The following is a 20,114-nucleotide window of genomic DNA, read 5'->3' as shown; positions in this document are numbered from 1 at the left end:
CGTCTATCTCATCAGGCTGGTATCCATAAAAATGGTCACCGGCCCGTCGTTCACCAGTTCAATCTGCATATCCGCGCCGAACTCCCCGGTCTCGACCGCGAGGCCGCTTTCGCGGCAGCGTGCGACAAACCGTTCATACAGCGGGATCGCGGTTTCCGGGCGCGCGGCGCGCACAAAGCTCGGCCGCTTGCCCTTTTTGCAGTCCCCATACAGGGTAAAATTGGAGACGATCAGCAGGCCGCCCCCGACATCCGCAAGGGATAAATTCATTTTATCATTATTATCTGTAAAAATGCGTAAACCCACGCATTTATCCGCCAAATAATCGGCGTCGTCCGCCCCGTCGCCCTCTTCCACGCCGAGTAGCACTACAAAGCCGCGGCCGATCGCGCGTGCCTCCCCGCCGTCAACCGTGACGGATGCACGCGCGGCGCGCTGAATAATCGCCCTCATAAAGCCTCCATGCCTGAGCGCCGCCCGGTATGGGCGGCGCTGCAAAATACGGGGTCTTCCCCCTGTGTGTCCCTTAGTTGCCGTCAACCGTGCGGATGACGTCCACCACGCCCTTGGTGCCCCGCAGGCGCGACATGATATTGTCAAGCTGCGCAATGCCCGTCACGTCGATCATCGCGTTGATCACCGCAAAACCGTCCGCCAGGTCGCGCGCGCTCAGTTCATGCACATTGACGTGCGCGCTGGAAAACAGTGTTGCAATATCGGCCAGGATCCCAATGCGGTTCTTGGTCGAAATCTGCAGGCCGGTGGAAAACTTGTCGCGCTGCGGGTTGCTTGCGACCAAGTCCTCGTCCCACCAGCAGTTGACCCAGCGCGCCTTGTCCTCTTCGCTGCCATTGGTATGGACGTTGACGCAGTCGCGCCGGTGGATGGACACGCCATAGCCGCGCGTGATAAAGCCGATGATGTCGTCGCCCGGGATCGGCGTGCAGCAGCGCGCGAACTTGATCAGGCAGTTGTCAATCCCCTCCACGATGACACCGGACTGGGACTTGCCGTGGCGCTTGACCGTGACCGGGTGCGCGGCATGGTCGGCTTGCGCCGTCTGGCGGCGCAGGCGGGTGACGTCGTCCTTGACCTTATTGACCACCTTGGTGACTGTGATGCCGCCGTAGCCGATGGAGGCGTACATCTCATCCAGCGCCTTGAAGGAGAACTTATCCAGCACGTCTTTCTGGATTTCCCCGTTTTCGTAAAAACCGTTATAGAGTAGGTTGGCGCGCAATTCGCGGTCAAGCTCTTCCTTGCCCTGCACGATATTCTCTTCGCGGCATTCCTTTTTAAACCACTGCTTGATCTTGTTGCGCGCCTCGGTGGTGCGCACGATCTTGACCCAGTTGCGGCTAGGGCCGTGCGTCTCCTTGGAGGTCAGGATTTCAACGATATCGCCGTTTTTAAGTGGCGTATCGATCGGCGCAATGCGGCCGTTGATCTTACAGCCCACCATGCGGTTGCCGACGGCCGAATGGATGGCGTACGCCAGGTCGATCGGGATCGCGCCCGCGGGCATGTTGACGACGTCGCCCTTGGGGGTGAATACGAACACCTCATCCGCAAACAGGTCGACCTTGATGTTTTTGATAAAATCCTCTGCCTCGGTATCCTGCTGCGCCTCGAGGAGCTGGCGGATCCAGGCGAACGCTTCTTCGCTGCCCTTGCGGTCCAGCCCCTGCTTGTATTTCCAGTGCGCTGCAACGCCGTATTCCGCCATGCGGTGCATCTCCGCCGTGCGGATCTGTACCTCGAACGGCACGCCCGCGCGGCCGATGACCGTCGTGTGCAGGGACTGGTAGCCGTTCGGCTTGGGGGTGGAAATATAGTCCTTGAAGCGCCCGGGGATCGGCTTATACAGGTCGTGGATATAGCCCAGCACGTTGTAGCAGTCCGCCACCGTGCCCACGATCACGCGCACCGCGCAAATATCGTAAATCTCATTGATCGTCTTGTGCTGGGCGTACATTTTGCGGTATATGGAGTAGATATGCTTGACGCGCGCGGAAATCTCATGCGTGATGTGCGCTTCTTCCAGCTTGGAATCGATGGTGTCCTTGATGTGCTCGAGGAACTCCTCGTGCTGCGCGCTCTGCGCCTTCAGCCCTTCGACGATCTCGTTATAGCCGATCGGATCCAGGCACTTGAGCGACAAATCCTCAAGTTCCCACTTGATGCGCTGCATACCCAGGCGGTGCGCGATCGGGGCGTAGATTTCCATGGTTTCGAGCGCCTTGTCGCGCTGCTTGCGCTCGGGCAGGTGTTGGAAGGTGCGCGCGTTGTGCAGGCGGTCTGCCAGCTTGATGAGGATGACGCGTATGTCCTTGGCCATGGCCATAAACATCTTGCGCAGGTCCTCCATCTGCTCCTGCTCCTTGGAATAGCGCAGCATGCCCAGGCGGGTCACGCCGTCCACCAACTCGGCCACCGAGGTGCCGAACTTGTTTTCAATCTCACGGTAGCCGAAGGGGGTGTCCTCGATGCAGTCGTGCAGCAGGCCGGCGCAGATCGAATCCGTGTCCAGCCCCATTTCGACGATGATTTCCGCGACCGCGACCGGGTGGATGATGTACGGTTCTCCGTTGCGGCGCTTTTGCCCCTCGTGCGCGGCCGCCGCGCATTCATAGGCGGCGCGGATCTTCTTGACATTGGCGGACGGGTTCTGTTTTTGCACCCGTTCGATCAAAAAGTCTATCTTATTTTTCATTTCCATAGTTTTCTCTCCCCGGACAGCCCTCTCCCCTATTTGCTCATACTCTTCAGCGTCGCAAGCACGACCGAACCGGAAATATCGGCCTTGCCCTCGTGCGGCTTGAGGAGGATATTGAGAAGCCCATCCTTAAAATGGTAGCTCAGCAAGCTGCTTTCACTAAATACATCCAGGCAAACAAACAGCTTGCCAATATTGATATCCCTTTTGCTTTCCCACTGCACGCGGCGCGACAGTGCGTTCGACGGCACGCTGAGCCGCCCTTCCTCGGCGCGGCTGTTGATATGCCGCCACACGGCCACAAGGTCTTTGCGGTCTGGTAGCAGGATGCGCGCCTCGCGCTCGGTCAGCCCCTGGTCGTTCATATAGCGGTTGTAAATCTCCAGCAGCTTCTGGTCTGCGACCATCTCGCAGGCGCTCAGGCGCACGTCCTTCAGGACAAGCTGCACCGTTTTTTTGCCACGGTAGGTATTGATCTCCAGATGGAACGCGGCGTCCACATAGTTGCCCTGCGCGAAGCCGCACCCGCCTGCGCCCGTACCGAACAGCATCGCCGTAAACGGCACGCCGTCCTTGACAAGCGTTAGGCGGACGTGGCGGTCGCTCGAAATCGGGGTGATATCCTCGACGTACATTTCTTCCATCGAAAAGACCGGCTGCGCATTGCGCATCCCGAAGGGTTCGAGCGCGGACAGCCCTTCCACATTTTCCTGCGTGATGTAGGGCGGCGTAATGCGGCTGTCGATCTCCAGCACCGGGATCAGGTCGCCGGGGTGGATGTGCGCGTCCGCATATGCCCGGATGCGCGCCTTAAACGCCGCGAGCTGCCCGCGGCCGATCGTCAGCCCGGCAGCCAGCTCATGCCCGCCGTATTTTTGGAGGATGTCCTCGCAGCTCTCAAGCGCCTCAAACAGGTTGAACCCATGTAGCGAACGCCCGGAACCTTTGCCGGTGTCCTGGTCGAGCGCGATCAGGATGACCGGGCAGCCGTACCGGTCGCAGATGCGGGAGGACACGATGCCGATGACGCCGTGGTGCCAGTTTTCGCCGGCAAGCACGATGACCTTATCCTCAATCGGGTTGTATTCGCGGCGCAGCTGCGTCAGCGCCTGCTCCAGGATCTCGCTTTCCGCCGTCTGGCGGGCTTTATTCTGCTCGCACAGCCAGGAGGCCAGCTCCTGCGCGCGCGCGGGGTCTTTGGTCAAAAACAGTTCGGCCGCGCGGGACGCCTGCCCGAGCCGCCCCGCCGCGTTGATACGCGGCGCGAGGACGAAGCTCACCGTCCCGCTCGTCAGCTTGCGGCCTGCCTGCCCGGCTTCCCGCAGCAGCATGGCAAGGCCGGGGCGGCTTGGCTTTTCCATCTGCCGCAAGCCGGCCGCAACGATAATGCGGTTTTCACCGACAATCGGCATTACGTCCGCGACCGTGCCCATCGCCACCAGGTCGCCATATTGCGCCAGCATCGCCCGCTGGTCGCCCGCGAGCGCACAGACAAGCTTGAATGCGACGCCGACGCCGGCCAGCTCGTCAAAGGGGTATTCGCAGTCCGCACGCCGCGGGTCGACGACGGCTGCGGCCGCTGGCAGTTCGCTGCGGCACTCGTGATGGTCGGTCACCACGACGCGCAGGCCGAGCCCCGCAGCATATGCGATCTCCGGCAGCGCCGTGATGCCGGAATCCACCGTGACCACCAGGCGCGCGCCGTCATCATACAGGCTCTTGAGCGCCGCGCAGCTCAGGCCGTAGCCCTCGCTCACACGGTCGGGGATGTAATAGTCGCACTGCGCGCCCTGCTGCCGTAAAAAATCGACGAGGACGCACGTTGCCGTCACGCCGTCCACGTCGTAATCGCCAAACACTACGATTTTCTCCCCCGCGTCCATCGCGCGGCGGATTTCCGCGACCGCGCGCGCCATATCCGGCAAACGCATCGGGTCGTGCAGGCCGGAGGGGTCGGTATTCAGGAACGCGCGCACCCCGTCCGCCGTATCTATCCCGCGTGCGCACAGCGCGGCCGCGGCGAGCGGCGTGAAGCCGCACTCTTTGCAGAGCGCCCGTGCCCGGTCAAGATCCGGCTGCGCGGTCACCCATTTTTTCATTTTCATGCAATCTCCTCAACAGTATTTCATATTGAGTATATTATACCAAAACCTCATCACAAACTCAACACTTTACTGGTCATCCTGCATAAGCACCCGGATATGTGAAAAAACTGATGATTTTGCAACTATTACGGCATAGAAAAAGCGGACATCCCTGAAAAGGAACATCCGCTTCCCATTTGGCCTGTCAGTCCTGTTTTTCAAAGTCCTCTTTGCCGACGCCGCACAGCGGGCAGAGGAAATCGTCAGGGACGTCTTCCCACTTGGTGCCGGGGGCGATGCCGCCCTCTTCGTAGCCCTCCGCCTCGTCATAGACCCAGCCGCAGGGCACGCACACATACTTTGCCAAACTTATCGCTCCTTCTGTTCCCCCTCCGGATGCAGGTAGCGCTTCAAATACTGCCCGGTGTAGGATTTTTCGCATTTGACAATATCTTCGGGCGTGCCGCAGCACACGACTTCGCCGCCGCCGTCGCCGCCCTCCGGGCCAAGGTCGATGATATAATCGGCGGTCTTGATCACGTCCAGGTTGTGTTCGATGACGACAACCGTGTTCCCGGCGTCCACCAGCTTCTGGAGCACTTCCACCAAACGGTGCACGTCTGCGACGTGCAGGCCGGTCGTAGGCTCGTCCAGGATATAGATGGTCTTGCCGGTCGCGCGGCGGCTCAGCTCGGTCGCAAGCTTGGTGCGCTGGGCTTCGCCGCCCGACAGCGTCGTGGACGACTGCCCGAGCTTGACATAGCCCAGCCCGACCTCCTGCAGCGTCTGGATACGGCGGGCGATCTTCGGCACGTTTTCAAAGAAGCGCAGCGCCTCGTCTATCGTCATATCCAGCACTTCGAAGATATTCTTGCCCTTATATCGTACCTCAAGCGTCTCCTTATTATACCTTCTGCCCTTGCAAACATCGCAGGGGACATAAATATCCGGCAGGAAATGCATCTCGATTTTCAGCAGGCCGTCGCCCGCGCAGGCTTCGCACCGCCCGCCCTTGACGTTAAAGGAGAAACGTCCCGGGCCATAGCCGCGCATCTTGGCGTCCTGCGTGGACGCAAACAGCTCGCGGATGTCGCCGAATACGCCGGTATAGGTCGCCGGGTTGGAACGCGGCGTGCGGCCGATCGGCGACTGGTCGATATCGATCACCTTGTCGAGGTGCTCGATGCCGTCCATGCCCTCGTGCGCGCCCGCACGCGTCTTGGCGCCGTTGAGTTCGGCGGCCAGGCGCTTGTACAGGATTTCATTGACAAAGGAGGATTTCCCCGAACCGGATACGCCGGTGATACAGGTCAGCGTGCCGAGCGGGATGGTGAAATCCGTGTTCTTCAGGTTATTGACCGACGCGCCGCGCACCGTCAGGCGCTTGCCGTTGCCCAGGCGGCGCACTTCCGGCACGGGGATACGCCTTTTCCCGGTGAGGTATTGGCCTGTCAGCGACGCCTCGCATTTCAGGAGCCCGTCCACATCGCCTTGGTAAATGATATGGCCGCCGTGCACGCCCGCGCCCGGGCCGATATCGATGATGTGATCCGCGGCGTACATGGTGTCTTCGTCGTGCTCGACCACGATCAGCGTATTGCCCAGGTCGCGCAGCCGCTTAAGCGTGGCGAGCAGCTTGTCGTTGTCGCGCTGGTGCAGGCCGATCGACGGCTCGTCTAAGATATAGAGTACGCCCATCAGCGAGGAGCCGATCTGCGTCGCGAGGCGGATACGCTGGCTTTCGCCGCCCGACAGGGTCGCGGAAGCGCGCGAAAGCGTCAGGTACTCCAGGCCGACCGATTGCAGGAAGCCCAGCCGCTCGCGGATTTCCTTGAGGATACGCTCCGCGATCATCATGTGCTTTTCGCTCAGTTCCAGATGGTCGAGGAAATCGAGCGCGGCGGTCACGGACAGCTCGCTGAACTGCATGATGTTAAGCCCGCCTACCGTGACGGCAAGGATCTCCTTTTTAAGGCGGCGCCCCTTGCAATCCGGGCACGGCACCTCGCTCATGCAGTCCTCGATTTCCGCGCGCATATAGTCGCTGCTTGTCTCCTTATAGCGGCGCTCGAGGTTATTGATGATGCCCTCAAAGGGCTGCTTCATCGTGCCGCCGGAAAAGCGCTGCACCTTGAGTTCCAGCGCTTCCTTGCCCGTGCCGTAAAGCAGCGCGTCCACCGCTTCCTCCGACATCTCCTCAATCGGCGTATCGACGGTAAAGCCGTGCTTTTTGCCGAGCGCGTCGAAGTACATGCGCGCGATGCTGCCCGGCTCGGCGTTGCCCCAGCCGCTTGCCTGGATCGCGCCGTTTTTAATGGACAGCTTGCGGTTCGGCAGGACGCGCCCCGGGTCGAGCTTCATCTGGATGCCGAGGCCGGTACAGGTCGGGCAGGCGCCGTACGGGTTATTGAAGGAAAACATACGCGGCGTCAGCTCTTCGATCGAAATGCCGCAGTCCGGGCAGGCATAGTTCTGGGAAAACATGATTTCCTCCCCGTCGACCACGTCTGCGATGACCAGGCCGCCAGTCAGCGCGGAAGCGGACTCGACCGAATCGGTCAGGCGGGCGCGCACGTCCGGCTTGACGACGATACGGTCTACCACGATTTCAATCGAATGCTTTTTATTCTTTTCGAGCTTGATCTCCTCGGAAAGGTCATATATGATGCCGTCCACGCGCACACGCACATAGCCGGACTTGCGCGCTTCCTCAAACGTCTTGACATGCTCGCCCTTGCGCTGACGCACGACCGGCGCGAGCACCTGCAGCTTGGTGCGCTCCGGGAGCGTCATCAGCTGGTCGATGATCTGGTCGATTGTCTGCTGATGGATTTCCTTGCCGCATTTCGGGCAATGCGGCACACCGATACGCGCCCAAAGCAGGCGCAGGTAATCGTAAATCTCGGTCACTGTGCCGACCGTCGAGCGCGGGTTCTTGGACGTGGTCTTCTGGTCGATGGAGATCGCGGGCGACAGCCCCTCGATGTAATCCACGTCCGGCTTTTCCATCTGTCCCAGGAATTGGCGCGCATAAGAGGACAGCGACTCGACATAGCGCCGCTGCCCTTCCGCGTAGATCGTGTCGAACGCCAGGGACGACTTGCCCGAACCTGACAGGCCGGTCATCACGACAAGCTTATCGCGCGGGATCTTGACGTCGATATCCTTTAAATTGTGCTCCCTGGCACCTTTGACATGGATAAATTCGTGCATAATAGTTCCTTCATCCCTCCATCGCTTCCTTTATATCTGCCTGGATGGGGCGGCGTTTACCCGTCCGCCCAAACGCTGTGCAGGCATGGCCGCACACGCTATAATCCGTTTCCAACCGCTACAAAGCCTCATATCCCGTCCACGATGACCGCGTCCGCCTGCACCGAACCCTCGCGCAAATGCATGATTTCCCGGTATTCGTCCGAGGCAAAGCAGCGGCCGAGCGCTTCCCTGTCCGGGAACTCCACCACGATCAGCCGGTCAGGCTGCCAGTGCGCGGACAGATAGCCGATGCGCTCTGTCCGCACCAGGTATTTCCCGCCATGGCGCTCCACAACCGGGCGCACCTTTTGGATATAGTCGTCGTATAACGCGCGCTTGGCAGGGTCGCCGGCCTGCACGGAAACGATAAAATAAGCCTTCATGCCCCTTCCGCCTCCAGCGCCTTGATCTGGTCGCGCAGTTCCGCGGCGACCTCGAACTCCAACAGCTTGGCGGCTTCCTTCATCTGGCGGGTGAGCTGGGCGATCTTCTCCGCCCGCTCGCCCTTGGTCATATACTTTTTCTTGCCGGAAGCCTTGCTATTCGCCTCGGCGGAAATCTCAATAATATCGTGTACGTTTTTGTGTATCGTGCGCGGCGTGATGCCGTGCGCCTTGTTGAAGGCCATCTGCTTCTCACGGCGGCGGTTGGTCTCGCCAATCGCGCGGCGCATCGAGGCCGTGACCGTGTCCGCATACATGATGACCTTGCCTTCTGCATTGCGCGCGGCGCGCCCGATCGTCTGGACGAGTGAGGTCTCCGAACGCAAGAAGCCTTCCTTGTCCGCGTCCAGGATCGCGACGAGCGAGACCTCGGGCAGGTCCAGGCCTTCGCGCAGCAGGTTGATGCCGACGAGCACGTCGTACATGCCGAGACGCAGGTCGCGCAGCAGCTCCATGCGCTCGATCGTCTTGACGTCATGGTGCATGTAACGCACGCGGATGCCCGCGCCCTCCAAATAGCTGGTCAAATCCTCCGCCATCTTTTTGGTCAGCGTCGTCACAAGCACGCGCTCCTTCTTTTCGGCGCGCGCGTTGATTTCGCCGATCAGGTCGTCGACCTGCCCCTCGACCGGGCGGACGTCGATCTCCGGGTCGAGCAGGCCGGTCGGCCGGATGACCTGCTCGACGATCTGCGAGGAGCGTTCCTTCTCGTAGTCGCCCGGCGTGGCGGACACGTAGATGACCTGGTTGAGGCGCTCATCAAACTCCTCAAAATTCAGCGGCCGGTTGTCGAAGGCCGAGGGCAGGCGGAAGCCGTTTTCCACCAGGCTCTCCTTGCGGGCGCGGTCGCCGTGGTACATGGCGCGCACCTGCGGCAGCATTACGTGGCTCTCGTCCACGATCAGCAGGAAATCCTTCGGGAAATAATCAATGAGCGTAAACGGCGCGGAACCCGGCTCGCGCCCGCTGAGCACGCGTGAATAGTTCTCGATGCCGCTGCAAAAGCCGATTTCCTCCATCATTTCAAGGTCATAGTTCGTGCGCTGGCGGATGCGCTGCGCTTCCACCAGCTTGCCGTTTTCCTCAAAATACCGCACGCGCGCGTCCAGCTCGCTGCGCAGGTTTTCAATCGCCGCCTGCATTTTCTCCCGCGGCGTGACATAGTGGCTTGCCGGGAAAACCGCGATGTGCCCCAGCTCGCGCACCATCGTGCCGGTGAGCGGGTTGATCTGGCTGATGCGGTCGATTTCGTCGCCAAAAAACTCGACCCGGACACAGTCCGTATCCGAATAAACCGGCCAAATCTCGACCGTGTCGCCACGCACGCGGAAACGGTTGCGTTCAAATGCAATATCGTTGCGCTCATACTGGATATCGATCAGGCGCTGCAAAAGCTGTTCGCGCCGCAGCTCCATGCCCGGGCGCAGGGAAATGACCATGCTTTTATAGTCGATCGGGTCGCCGAGCGAATAAATACACGAGACCGACGCGACAATAATGACGTCCTCCCGCTCGGAAAGCGCCGAAGTCGCCGAATGGCGCAGGCGGTCGATTTCGTCGTTGATCGCGCTGTCCTTCTCAATATAGGTATCGGTCGAGGCGATATACGCCTCAGGCTGGTAGTAATCGTAATAGGAAACGAAATACTCGACCGCGTTTTCCGGGAAAAACTCCCGCAGCTCCGAGCACAGCTGCGCGGCAAGCGTCTTGTTGTGCGCGAGCACCAGCGTCGGCCGCTGGGTGCGCTCGATGATGTTCGCCATGGTAAAGGTCTTGCCCGAGCCGGTCACGCCGAGCAGCGTCTGTTCGCGGAACCCCAGTTCCACCCCCTGCACCAGCTTGTCGATCGCCTCCGGCTGGTCGCCGGCCGGCTTATATTCACTCACCACTTTAAATTTTGGCATATCGCCCCTCCCCTCTATGCACAGGATGCGCCGCAGCGCCCGTGCGCATTCCAAATCAGCCTCAATTCACGATGCCGCTGTCGCGGAGCGAAACAAAATCGTCATCCGCCACAATGATATGGTCGATCAGCCGCACGCCGACCGCCTCCAGGCCGGCCTGTATCCTCCTGGTCGTTGCGATATCCTCCCGCGACGGCAGCGCTAGGCCGTTCGGGTGATTATGCGCAAGGATGGCGCCGCTCGCGTTAAAACGGATTGCAAGCTCGACGATTTTGCGCACCGGCGCGCCGGTCTCGTTCACCGTGCCGCGCGCGATCTCCTGGCAGTCCAGCACGATGCCGCGGTTGTCCACGCAGGCGAGCAGCACCGCTTCATCCCGCAGGCCGCGGAACCGGGGCGCCATAAACGCGCCGATGAGCGCCGTCGAAGTCAGCGGCTTCTGCCGGAGGCTGTGCTCGGAACGGTCGACCTCGCAGCGGCGGGCAAGCTGGCTGCAAAGCTGGAGCAGCAACGCGCTGTTCTCGCCGATGCCGTCCACCTGCGCCAGTTCCTCGACCGGCGCTTCCAGCACGCGGTGCAGGCTGCCGAACCGTTCCATCAGCCGGTGCGCAACCGGGTTTACGTCGACCCGCGGGATGGCGTAAAACAGCAGCAGTTCAAGCGCCTCATGGTCATGCAGCGCATCCAGGCCGTTTTCGCGAAACTTCTGCTTCATGCGCTTGCGGTGGTCGTCATGCACTGCCATGGTTACGCCCCTCCCTATTGCGGCGCGCGGATGGCCGCCGCAGCTTTCCCCAAAATATCCGTGACGAACGGCAGCCCCGCAAGCTGCGGGAACGGCAGAGTCGGGTGCGGCTCGCCGGTATGGGGCCGCAGGGACTTCGCCATCCAGATAACGTCCCGCCACTGGCCGAACTTGTACATGCTGACCTGGTATGCGCCCGAAATCACAAACCCCATCGCGGAGTGGAACTTGATGGAGCGCTCGTTCGGCGATGTGATGCCGACAAAGATGTTATAATAGCCCTGCCGCGTCAGCAGCTCGAACAGCGCGGAATACAGGGCGCGCGCCACGCCGCAGCGGTGGAACGCCTCCGCGACATAGATCGAGGTCTCGACCGACCACTGGTATGCCGCGCGGGCGCGGTGCGGGGAGGCGTAACCATACCCTGCGACTGCGCCGTCAATCCGGCAGACCAGCCACGGGGTCTTTTGCGTAAAACGCTCGATACGCCCGATAAACTCCCCCAGCGACGGCGCCTCGTACTCGCTTGAAACCGTAGTGGCCTCCACATAGGGCGCGTAGATGGCGAGCATCTCCCGTGCATCCTCCACCGTCGCCGGTTTAATCGTAATTTCAGGCATGGTTTTCCTCCTGTTTCGACAGAATTCCTAGACTTTTATTATACTGCAAATACAAATCCATTTGCAACCGTATCTTTACAAAATAGCGCACAGTCTGTCTTTCCATTTCGCATGCCTTATGGTATACTGTTGATAAATTGAGTGCTTTTGAAAGGAGGCGAACCGTTTGGTACGCTACGGCTTTATCCGCACCAAGGAAGACATCAAATTCCTGGTGCTGTACTCCATGGGCTTCCTGGATTTCCCGGTCAGCTTTGAATCGGTTGTCGATATCTGCACCTGGTGCGACGACGGCTTCAGTTATTTTGAGCTGCAGGAGGCGTTTTACGAAATGGTCGAGACCGGCCATATCGAACGTGCGCCCGGGGAAGGCGAACCGCTCTACCGCATCACTGCCATGGGCCGGGAAACCGCCGAACTGTTCGAAACCAGCCTGCCCTATACCGTACGCGAATCCGCGCAGGCGTCCGCGCTGCGGGTCGTGCGCGCGCTGCGGCGGGACGCCGCGATCTCGACCAGCGTCGAGCCTTGCGCCGATAACGACCTGGTCGTCGAGCTTGGCCTTGAGGAGGTCTTTTCCATCCGCATGCATGTGGTAAGCCGTGCGCAGGCGTCCCTGCTGGAACGCCGGTTCCGCAAAAACGCGGAAAAGATTTACCATGTGCTGCTCGACGCGTTGACCCAAAACTACGAAGAAGAAAAGGAAGATGACCCCGCGCTGTGAAATACTTGAGACAACTCGCAATTCTCTTTGCCCTGTGCGTCGCCGGCGACCTGCTCTCCGTGCTGTGCGCGGGCAAGCTGCCGGGCAATGTGCTCGGCATGAGCCTGTTATTTATCCTGCTGGCCTTTGGCGTAATCAAGCTAAGCCACGTGGAAGAAGCCGCAGACTTCTTCCTGAAAAATATGGCGTTCTTCTTTCTGCCGGCCTGCCTCGGCATCCTGGACGTTTTCCCCCAGATCAAGTCCCAGCTTGTGCCCATCCTCGCGGTCATTATCCTGACGACGCTCATCACGGCGGCCGTGACCGCCGGCACCGTCCATCTCGTCCTGAAGATGCAGGCGCGGCGCGCCCCTGTGGAGACTGCCGTCCCCGCCGAAACGGTACATAGCGAGGAGGCGACGCTTTCATGAAAGACGTACTGACTTCCCCGCTCGCCTGGCTGGCGCTTTCAGTACTTTCCTATGAAATTGGCCTGCTGGCCAACCGCAGGCTGAAAACGCCGGTCGCCAACCCGCTGCTGATCGCCATGGTGCTGATGTGCGCCCTGCTGGTCGCCACCGGCACCTCGACAGAAACCTACAATACCGGCGGCGCGTTTATCTCGATGTTCCTGACGCCCGCCACCGTCGCGCTCGCCATCCCGATCTACCGGCAGCTCGGAACGCTAAAAAAGCACCTGCTGCCCATCTTGCTGGGCGCGTTCGTCGGTTCGCTCGCCTCCATGGGCAGCGTATTTGTGCTGTGCAAGCTGTTTGGGCTGGACAGCTCGGTCATCGCTTCCCTGCTGCCCAAATCGGTCACCACGCCGATTGGCGTCGAGGTCGCCCGTTCGCTCGGCGGCGTGCCGTCGATTACGGCGATCGCCATCATTGTTACCGGCCTGTTCGGCGCGGTCTGCCTGCCTGGCTTCCTGAAAAAGCTCGGCGTGAACCATCCGGTCACCACCGGCATTGCGATCGGCACCTCCTCCCACGCGGTCGGTACGTCGCGCGCCATTGAGCTGGGCGAAACGGAAGGCGCGATGAGCGGGCTTGCGATCGGCGTCGCGGGGCTGATTACGGCGCTTGTCGCATCGGTCGTGGCAATTTTCCTGTAAAAACAAAAAAAGGCTTTGCCTGCGGCAGGGCCTTTTTTGTTTCCCGTTATCAGATGTGCAGTTTCCGCGCAAACTGAACCCGGAGGTGATACCATGCGGCTATTCAAGGAGATCGTCCGTGTGCGGGAAGATGAATTGCGGCGCATTGCTTTCCGGCACCAGCACAAGAAAAAGGGCGGCAACGGCGGCGGGAAAAATGCGCAAGGGCAATAAGCCTCTTTGCGGCAAACCCATTAGTCCGGCTGTTTCAACTCAATTCTTTTAACGCGTATACCGTGTCAGCGTGAAGCCCAAAAGGCTTCACGCTTTTTTGCACAGAGCATGTCATCGAAGACGGGTGATACGCAAGATGATGTGGCTCCTATTGCCCCGCCCCGCCGGGAATTTCTTAAGAAGAATTAATTTTTATCCCGCCCCCCTTTCCTTTCACACAGGAGTTGGTATAATAGTTCTTATATGGTACATTTCATGTTGCCGCGAGATGCGGCAGCCAACGGCCATAGCAACTATAGGAGGGATGATAACCTATGAAAAAAGGGACAAAGGGGTTGGCCGCGGTACTCGCCGCCGTCACCCTGCTCGGTACGCTGCCCGCAGGGGCTGCCGCCGTTAAGGACATAAACGGCCACTGGGCACAATCTACGATCCAGTCCTGGATTGACAGCGGCCGCATCAGCGGCTATCCGGACGGTACATTCAAACCGGACAACAAGGTGACGCGCGCAGAAATGGTGAAGCTGGTCAATAACGCATTTGGCTTCACATCCGGTTCTTCCGCCACTTTTTCCGACGTTAAAAGCGATTATTGGGCCTATGCGGAAATCCAGAAGGGCGTAGGCAACGGCTACATCTCCGGTAATTCGGACGGCACGTTCCAGCCGGACAAGCCGCTGACACGTGAACAGGCGGCCGTCATGCTGGCCAAGGTGGACAACCTCAAAATTTCGTCCTCCGAAACCGCCTTTACCGACGACGCTTCCATTTCCAGCTGGGCAAAGCCGTATGTCCGCGCCGCGTCGCTGGCCGAAGTGATGAACGGCTATCCGGACAACTCGTTCGGGCCGGGCAAGCCGCTGACGCGCGCCGAGGCGGTCGTCGCGATCAACAAGGCGCTGTCCTCCCGCCGGAGCGAATCTTCGTCGAACAACAATAACAATCAAAACAATAACAACAACGCCAACAAGCCGACCAGCAGCGCGGACAACCTGACGGTCGATTCCAGCAAAAAATCCTACAGCGGCGGCACTTATAACGACATCGACATTAAGGTCTCCGGCGCAAAGCTTAAAAACATCACCGCCGAGGGCGACCTTACCATTACGGGCGACGTCAAGAATGGTTCCGTTACTTTGGAAGACGTGCGTGTCAAGGGCGATATTTACGTTTACGGCGGCGGCCAAAACTCCATCGTTTTTACAGACTGCCAGATTGACGGCGATGTGGTTTCCGACAAAAGCAGCAGCAGCGGCAGCGAAATCGTTGCGCTGAAATTTGACAAGGACACTTCCATCAAGGGGAACCTGCGCATTCAAAACGATACGACAATTGCGAAGAACAGCAGCAACCCAAAGATCAGCGATGTTGTGATCGAGAGCAAAAACCTTAAGGTTACCATCGAATCCAGCGTCACCGTCTCCACCCTGACGCTGGACAGCAGCGCAACCGGCACGACGCTTACGGTAAACGGTACGATCAGCACCCTGACGCCGAATTCCCGTTCCAGTGCAACCATCAAGGGCAGCGGTACGATTTCCAAACTGGAAAGCGGCAAAAACAGCACCATTACGGTTACGGACAAAGTGACGGTGGAAAACAGCACCAAGGTAACAGGCGTTTCCATCTCCCCAGCTTCCGCTAGCGTTGCGGTCGATAAAACGGTTGACCTTACCGCGACTGTCAGCCCCTCGGATGCAACGAACAAAACGGTTACTTGGTCTTCCAATAACACCAATATTGCAACGGTCAGCGACAGCGGCGTAGTTAAGGGCGTGAAGGCCGGCACCGCCACCATTACCGCAAAAGCAAATGACGGCAGCGGCAAATCCGCAACCTGCAAAATTACGGTTACGGGTTCTTCCTCTACGGTAAGCGTGACCGGCGTCACCTTGACTCCCACCACCTTAAGCCTGGTTGAAGGCAATTCGGAACAGCTCACCGCAACTGTTGCGCCAACAAATGCTTCTAACCCAAAAGTTTCCTGGACTTCCAGCGACGCTAACATTGCCACGGTAGACGCGAACGGCAAGGTGACTGCTGTTAAAAATGGCAACGCGACTATTACGGTGAAAACAAACGATGGCGGTAAAACCGCACAGTGCACAGTTACCGTTAAGTCCGAAACTGATATCGTTACTAAAATTTCTCTTAGTGCAAGCAGCCTATCCCTTGAAAAAGGCGAAACTAACACATTAACGGCAACTGTACAAGCTACGGGCAATGCTGACAAAACGGTAACTTGGTCTTCCAGCGATGAAAAGATCGCAACTGTGGCGGGCGGTGTGGTCAGCGCTGTCGCTGCGGGTACAGCCACTATTACTGCTACAGCAGGGGATCAATCCGCAACCTGTATTGTTACTGTAAAAGCTGACGAACCACCTAAAGCCATTCCTGTAGAAGATGTAACCCTTGATACTACATCTCTCAATCTTTCAACGAGCGACGAGAATCAACAATCTGCAAAGCTAAATGCAAAATTCAAGCCCGAAAATGCTACCAACAAAAATGTTACCTGGTCTTCCAGCGATAACGAGATAGCAACCGTCGATAACGGCGTGGTTACGGCCGTTTCTGCCGGAACAGCGACCATCACTGTTACCACAGAAGACGGGGAGAAAACTGCAACCTGCACTGTGACTGTCACAGAATAATTCATATTTTCACATAAAAGCGGCCGGGATTTCCCGGCCGCTTTCCTATTGCCCTACCACAGGCAGATTTCCGCATCCTCTTGCTGCGCCTCGCGCGTAAGCGCCGGGTGTTCCCTTTCCAAAATAGGGAACACACTGTCGTTATCCAGCAGCCACGGGCGGATTTCCGCCTGCCGCAGCACTACCGGCATGCGGTCGTGCACGTCCTGCATGGAAGCGTCCGCCGCGGTGGTCAGCACCACAAAATGCCCTGCGCCGTCAAAATACTGGTAAAGCCCGGCCAGGTACAGGCTGTCTGCGTGCGCCGCGCGGAAGCGGTATTTGCGCCGCGACCCATCGTGCGACCATTCGTAAAAACCGGACGTCGGCACCGCACAGCGCCGTATCCGCAGCGCTTCGCGGAACATCGGCCGCATCCCCGCGGTTTCCGCACGCGCATTGATGACGGCGCCCTTGCCGTGCGGGTTTGGGAATCCCCAGACAAAGGCCGCCGGGCGGACGGCCCCATCCTGTGCAAGCAGCACGGGCGCCCGGTCGGTGGGGAACACTTCGCCGCTGCAAAACGCCCCGCCGGCCTCCCGCAGCCCCCGCACGATTTCGCCAAACGCCGGCGCGTCCGCGTCAAACTGATATCTCCCGCACATCATGCACCCTCCTGTTTTACCGCTGCTCCGCCACGTCCGATCGCACCGGGCTTACAAATTTACGCAGTGAAGTATCGTCAAAGGACTTCATCCCGTCCCCTGCTTTCCGCCTTTATCATAGCATAACGCGCCACATCCTGTTAAGCCTTTCTTCCCAATTATGCGTATCCCTTCCCGAAACGGACATACTAAGCGGGAAAGCGAGGTGTTCCCATGTCATATGTTAACCCGAAAATCCAGACGCAGTTCGAGTCCCTTTCCATTGAACTAAAGGACGAGATTTTAAAGCGCAATGTGCGCCTGGAAAACCTGCATGACCTGATCCACGTGCTGGAACAGATTGTGAACGAAGATACCCATTCCTGAGTGATAACGAGGTGCGAAAAAATGTCTATTAAACAGATTGCATTCCAGTGCGTCGGCCTTGCCGATGACGACGCCATGAAAACGCAGCTTGGCGCGCTGCCGGGCGTTATTGAGATGAACATTGATTCCAGCTCCCACGCCGTGGATGTGCGCTATGACGATACAAGGATTTCCGCCATCCGGATCGAAGCGTGCCTGAATAACCCCAATTACCGGATGCACTCCTGACGTGCGCGGCCGCCCCCAACGGGCGGCTTTCCCTTTGCCGGAAAACATGCGCCCCCCACAGAAAACCCGCGGTCCCCTGAACGGAAAATGCTGATATTTTTCAAAGACACGGATAATTGTACAAGTAGCCGTGCCACCCACCATGGTATAATGCATTCAGCAAAAAACAAAACAGACTCATAAGCCTAGTACATAATTTGACGTCCGAAAGGAGCCTTCCCAAATGAAGATGAATATGAAAAAATGGCTGGAAGACATGCTCGCCGCCCCCCGCAAGACCGCAATGCCCGTCCTCTCCTTCCCCGCAATCCAGCTTATGGATATCTCCGTCCGCGAGCTGATTTCCAGCAGCGACCTGCAGGCCAAGGGGATGAAGCTTGTCGCAGGCCGCGTCCCGTCCGCCGCTTCCGTCAGCCTGATGGATTTGTCCGTGGAAGCCGAGTGCTTCGGCGCGGAGATCCGTGTTTCTGACGACGAGGTGCCGACGGTCGTCGGTTCTATCGTTAACGACAGCGACGAGGCCGAAGCCCTCGAGATCCCCAAGGTCGGCGCCTGCCGTACCGGCATTTACATCGAGGCGATCGAGAAAGCGGTCAAGCTGATTGAGGACCGCCCGGTATTCGCCGGCGTGATCGGCCCCTTCTCACTGGCCGGCCGCCTGATGGACGTGACCGAAGCCATGATCTATTGCTATGAAGACCCCGATATGGTAGCAACCCTGCTGGACAAAGTCAGCACCTTCCTGATCGATTATTGCAAGGCATATAAGGCTGTCGGCGCCAACGGCATCGTAATGGCGGAACCGCTTGCCGGCCTGCTGTCCCCCGCCCTGTCCGAGGAGTTCTCCGGCCCGTATGTCAAGCGCATCGTGGACGCGGTACAGGACGACGATTTTATCGTGATTTATCACAACTGCGGCAACTGCACCATCCAAATGATCGACTCCATCCTCGCAACCGGTTCCGCGGCCTATCATTTCGGCAACGCCATTTCCATGGCGGAAATGATGACCCACATCCCCGAGAGCACCATCGCGATGGGCAATGTCGACCCCGCGGTTGAAATCCGCAACGGCACGCCGGAATCCGTCCGTGAAGCGACGCTCAAGGTCATGGGCGAATGCTGCAAGTACCCGAACTTCGTCATTTCCACCGGCTGCGACATCCCGCCGATGTCCCCATGGGCAAATATCGACGCATTTTTCAGCGCTGTGGATGAGTTTTACAGCAAGTAAGGCATCCTGATATCGATAAAAAGCATTGCAGGCCGCTGCGGGATAACTCCCCACAGCGGCCTGCTTTTTCGTTTTTCCATGCTGCACACAGCACCCCTAATATGCATTACAGCACGCGGAACAGCTCTTCCGCCAACTCATGGATTGTGAAGCATCCGGTATCCAGCGCTAATAAATCCGCCATCATAGGGGAATACTGTGCGACCTCCTCCCGGGTGACGCCATGCCACAGCGGGAGCAGGATTTTACTGTTTTTATCATCCAACGATAATTTCGCAAAAAGGGCGTTCATTTCCTTTTCCGTCCAAAACTTACGCATATAGTTTTTTGATAAGATAATAATCCCATGCTTTGAATGCGCAATCCCGTAATCAATGGAAGTGCGCAGGCTGCTGCCTACAGTCATCTCAAATTTATCCAGCCAAACCTTTGCCCCCATTGCACGCAATTCCAGCGCCAGGGGTTCCGCAACCGCTTTTTTATCCTCCGTGGCATGTGACACGAAAAAATCATATTCGTTGTAAACGCCGGACGGTTTATCCTTGTGCATTTTTTCGCAAAGCCTCCACATCTCCAAGATATCGTTTGGCATGAGCTGTAGCATTTCCTCCGCCTGGGGCGTCAATACCGGGAATTCCTCCGGATGGTTTAAATACCAGACAAAGCGGTGCTCCCATAGGTCGAGCCAGATATATTCGTCGTCATATTGTTCCACGAAGATTTCAGACGGTTCCGCAAAGAAAAAGCAATACCAATCGGCGTCCTCTTTTGTATAATGGCCGCGGATATAGCTTTCGACCTCCTGGTCGTATTCCGTCGCCCCCATATCGTTTTTGAACGCCTCATAGTCGCGGATAATGCGATACATTGCATACAGGTGCAGCGGCGGCAGGCTTTCCCGGACGACAGGGCTGCGCGCAATATCATCCAAATCATAGATAATTTCAACCGCTTTTTGTGGGTTCCGGTAGATAAACGCGCGTGGGAAAATCCCGTCCAAATACTCCTCCGGGGATCCCTTTTTGTCCCAGCAAGAATTTAAATGGTCTAAAACTTCCATTTCAATCATGCCGATAAAACAGTCTTGGATATATTCATCAAGCTTTGCGTCTCCCGTAGGATACATGCCTGTGGCAAACATAAGCGCCCCCCTTTTCCGCACCGCAATCATTTTATCCCATTTTTACA

At 58.2% G+C, this 20,114-nt stretch carries 18 protein-coding genes; 7 read left to right on the top strand and 11 right to left on the bottom strand.

Annotated elements, in window-relative coordinates; all coding sequences use genetic code 11:
• Nucleotides 1-3 precede the first annotated feature (3 nt).
• The 9 genes from dtd to CZ203_RS09475 all read right to left on the bottom strand — a co-directional run bounded on the left by dtd (nt 4) and on the right by CZ203_RS09475 (nt 11,767).
• Nucleotides 4-453, bottom strand: coding sequence for a D-aminoacyl-tRNA deacylase (gene dtd, locus CZ203_RS09515; RefSeq protein ID WP_087065866.1), 450 nt, complete (start codon nt 451-453; stop codon nt 4-6).
• 73 nt (nt 454-526) lie between these two features.
• On the bottom strand, nt 527-2,719 hold the full coding sequence (locus tag CZ203_RS09510; protein WP_087065865.1) for a RelA/SpoT family protein: 2,193 nt from the start codon (nt 2,717-2,719) through the stop codon (nt 527-529).
• Nucleotides 2,720-2,748: 29 nt separating this feature from the next.
• The gene (recJ, locus tag CZ203_RS09505; RefSeq protein ID WP_087065864.1) at nt 2,749-4,821 is read right to left on the bottom strand and encodes a single-stranded-DNA-specific exonuclease RecJ; all 2,073 of its coding nucleotides are present in this window, start codon (nt 4,819-4,821) and stop codon (nt 2,749-2,751) included.
• 184 nt (nt 4,822-5,005) lie between these two features.
• Complete coding sequence (locus CZ203_RS09500) at nt 5,006-5,167, bottom strand: rubredoxin (protein WP_227103406.1); 162 nt, start codon at nt 5,165-5,167, stop codon at nt 5,006-5,008.
• Nucleotides 5,168-5,169: 2 nt separating this feature from the next.
• The gene (uvrA, locus tag CZ203_RS09495; RefSeq protein WP_087065863.1) at nt 5,170-8,013 is read right to left on the bottom strand and encodes an excinuclease ABC subunit UvrA; all 2,844 of its coding nucleotides are present in this window, start codon (nt 8,011-8,013) and stop codon (nt 5,170-5,172) included.
• Nucleotides 8,014-8,141: 128 nt separating this feature from the next.
• Nucleotides 8,142-8,438, bottom strand: coding sequence for a DUF1330 domain-containing protein (locus CZ203_RS09490; RefSeq protein ID WP_087065862.1), 297 nt, complete (start codon nt 8,436-8,438; stop codon nt 8,142-8,144).
• On the bottom strand, nt 8,435-10,402 hold the full coding sequence (gene uvrB / locus CZ203_RS09485; RefSeq protein ID WP_087065861.1) for an excinuclease ABC subunit UvrB: 1,968 nt from the start codon (nt 10,400-10,402) through the stop codon (nt 8,435-8,437). The genes CZ203_RS09490 and uvrB overlap by 4 nt, the downstream gene beginning before the upstream one ends.
• 61 nt (nt 10,403-10,463) lie before the next feature.
• On the bottom strand, nt 10,464-11,147 hold the full coding sequence (locus tag CZ203_RS09480) for a JAB domain-containing protein (RefSeq protein WP_087065860.1): 684 nt from the start codon (nt 11,145-11,147) through the stop codon (nt 10,464-10,466).
• A 14-nt stretch (nt 11,148-11,161) separates the two neighbouring features.
• Nucleotides 11,162-11,767 carry a GNAT family N-acetyltransferase gene (locus CZ203_RS09475; protein WP_087065859.1) on the bottom strand — a complete coding sequence of 202 codons (606 nt, stop codon included), beginning with the start codon at nt 11,765-11,767 and terminating at the stop codon, nt 11,162-11,164.
• 166 nt (nt 11,768-11,933) lie between these two features.
• Here CZ203_RS09475 and CZ203_RS09470 point away from each other — a divergent pair, with 166 nt between their 5' ends.
• The 4 genes from CZ203_RS09470 to CZ203_RS09455 all read left to right on the top strand — a co-directional run bounded on the left by CZ203_RS09470 (nt 11,934) and on the right by CZ203_RS09455 (nt 16,454).
• Nucleotides 11,934-12,491, top strand: coding sequence for a DUF4364 family protein (locus CZ203_RS09470; RefSeq protein ID WP_087065858.1), 558 nt, complete (start codon nt 11,934-11,936; stop codon nt 12,489-12,491).
• A complete protein-coding gene (locus CZ203_RS09465) occupies nt 12,488-12,901 on the top strand; it encodes a CidA/LrgA family protein (RefSeq protein ID WP_087065857.1) in 414 nt (137 codons plus the stop codon). The genes CZ203_RS09470 and CZ203_RS09465 overlap by 4 nt, the downstream gene beginning before the upstream one ends.
• Nucleotides 12,898-13,587, top strand: a complete 690-nt coding sequence (locus CZ203_RS09460; RefSeq protein ID WP_087065856.1) for an LrgB family protein — start codon at nt 12,898-12,900, stop codon at nt 13,585-13,587. Before CZ203_RS09465 ends, CZ203_RS09460 begins: the two co-directional genes overlap by 4 nt.
• A 527-nt stretch (nt 13,588-14,114) precedes the next feature.
• Nucleotides 14,115-16,454 (top strand): Ig-like domain-containing protein, encoded by a 2,340-nt coding sequence (locus CZ203_RS09455; RefSeq protein ID WP_087065855.1) that lies wholly within the window; start codon nt 14,115-14,117, stop codon nt 16,452-16,454.
• A gap of 53 nt (nt 16,455-16,507) precedes the next feature.
• On the opposite strand, the gene CZ203_RS09450 is transcribed toward CZ203_RS09455, so the two are convergent.
• Nucleotides 16,508-17,101 (bottom strand): SOS response-associated peptidase, encoded by a 594-nt coding sequence (locus CZ203_RS09450; protein ID WP_087065854.1) that lies wholly within the window; start codon nt 17,099-17,101, stop codon nt 16,508-16,510.
• Between the two features lie 210 nt (nt 17,102-17,311).
• On the opposite strand from CZ203_RS09450, the gene CZ203_RS14940 reads away from it, so the two are divergent.
• The 3 genes from CZ203_RS14940 (at nt 17,312) to CZ203_RS09440 (ending at nt 18,926) form a co-directional block, all read left to right on the top strand.
• Complete coding sequence (locus CZ203_RS14940) at nt 17,312-17,464, top strand: hypothetical protein (protein WP_200809466.1); 153 nt, start codon at nt 17,312-17,314, stop codon at nt 17,462-17,464.
• A 21-nt stretch (nt 17,465-17,485) separates the two neighbouring features.
• The gene (locus CZ203_RS09445; protein ID WP_087065853.1) at nt 17,486-17,692 is read left to right on the top strand and encodes a hypothetical protein; all 207 of its coding nucleotides are present in this window, start codon (nt 17,486-17,488) and stop codon (nt 17,690-17,692) included.
• A 223-nt stretch (nt 17,693-17,915) separates the two neighbouring features.
• On the top strand, nt 17,916-18,926 hold the full coding sequence (locus tag CZ203_RS09440) for a uroporphyrinogen decarboxylase family protein (protein WP_087065852.1): 1,011 nt from the start codon (nt 17,916-17,918) through the stop codon (nt 18,924-18,926).
• Between the two features lie 106 nt (nt 18,927-19,032).
• On the opposite strand, the gene CZ203_RS09435 is transcribed toward CZ203_RS09440, so the two are convergent.
• A complete protein-coding gene (locus tag CZ203_RS09435; protein WP_207651266.1) occupies nt 19,033-20,067 on the bottom strand; it encodes a toll/interleukin-1 receptor domain-containing protein in 1,035 nt (344 codons plus the stop codon).
• Between the last annotated feature and the right edge of the window lie 47 nt (nt 20,068-20,114).

The organism is Intestinibacillus massiliensis, from assembly GCF_900155735.1.
GTDB lineage: Bacteria > Bacillota > Clostridia > Oscillospirales > Butyricicoccaceae > Intestinibacillus > Intestinibacillus massiliensis.
The sequence above is the reverse complement of the archived record's forward strand: the minus strand, read 5'-3'. Positions and strand labels throughout refer to the sequence as shown.

What these genes read in the sequence shown, in the direction of transcription:
- dtd (WP_087065866.1), bottom strand. Translation starts at nt 453, where the DNA reads ATGAGGGCGATTATTCAGCGCGCCGCGCGTGCATCCGTCACGGTTGAC.
- CZ203_RS09510 (WP_087065865.1), bottom strand. Translation starts at nt 2,719, where the DNA reads ATGGAAATGAAAAATAAGATAGACTTTTTGATCGAACGGGTGCAAAAA.
- recJ (WP_087065864.1), bottom strand. Translation starts at nt 4,821, where the DNA reads ATGAAAATGAAAAAATGGGTGACCGCGCAGCCGGATCTTGACCGGGCA.
- uvrA (WP_087065863.1), bottom strand. Translation starts at nt 8,013, where the DNA reads ATGCACGAATTTATCCATGTCAAAGGTGCCAGGGAGCACAATTTAAAG.
- CZ203_RS09490 (WP_087065862.1), bottom strand. Translation starts at nt 8,438, where the DNA reads ATGAAGGCTTATTTTATCGTTTCCGTGCAGGCCGGCGACCCTGCCAAG.
- uvrB (WP_087065861.1), bottom strand. Translation starts at nt 10,402, where the DNA reads ATGCCAAAATTTAAAGTGGTGAGTGAATATAAGCCGGCCGGCGACCAG.
- CZ203_RS09480 (WP_087065860.1), bottom strand. Translation starts at nt 11,147, where the DNA reads ATGGCAGTGCATGACGACCACCGCAAGCGCATGAAGCAGAAGTTTCGC.
- CZ203_RS09475 (WP_087065859.1), bottom strand. Translation starts at nt 11,767, where the DNA reads ATGCCTGAAATTACGATTAAACCGGCGACGGTGGAGGATGCACGGGAG.
- CZ203_RS09460 (WP_087065856.1), top strand. Translation starts at nt 12,898, where the DNA reads ATGAAAGACGTACTGACTTCCCCGCTCGCCTGGCTGGCGCTTTCAGTA.
- CZ203_RS09455 (WP_087065855.1), top strand. Translation starts at nt 14,115, where the DNA reads ATGAAAAAAGGGACAAAGGGGTTGGCCGCGGTACTCGCCGCCGTCACC.
- CZ203_RS09450 (WP_087065854.1), bottom strand. Translation starts at nt 17,101, where the DNA reads ATGATGTGCGGGAGATATCAGTTTGACGCGGACGCGCCGGCGTTTGGC.
- CZ203_RS14940 (WP_200809466.1), top strand. Translation starts at nt 17,312, where the DNA reads ATGTCATATGTTAACCCGAAAATCCAGACGCAGTTCGAGTCCCTTTCC.
- CZ203_RS09445 (WP_087065853.1), top strand. Translation starts at nt 17,486, where the DNA reads ATGTCTATTAAACAGATTGCATTCCAGTGCGTCGGCCTTGCCGATGAC.
- CZ203_RS09440 (WP_087065852.1), top strand. Translation starts at nt 17,916, where the DNA reads ATGAAGATGAATATGAAAAAATGGCTGGAAGACATGCTCGCCGCCCCC.
- CZ203_RS09435 (WP_207651266.1), bottom strand. Translation starts at nt 20,067, where the DNA reads ATGTTTGCCACAGGCATGTATCCTACGGGAGACGCAAAGCTTGATGAA.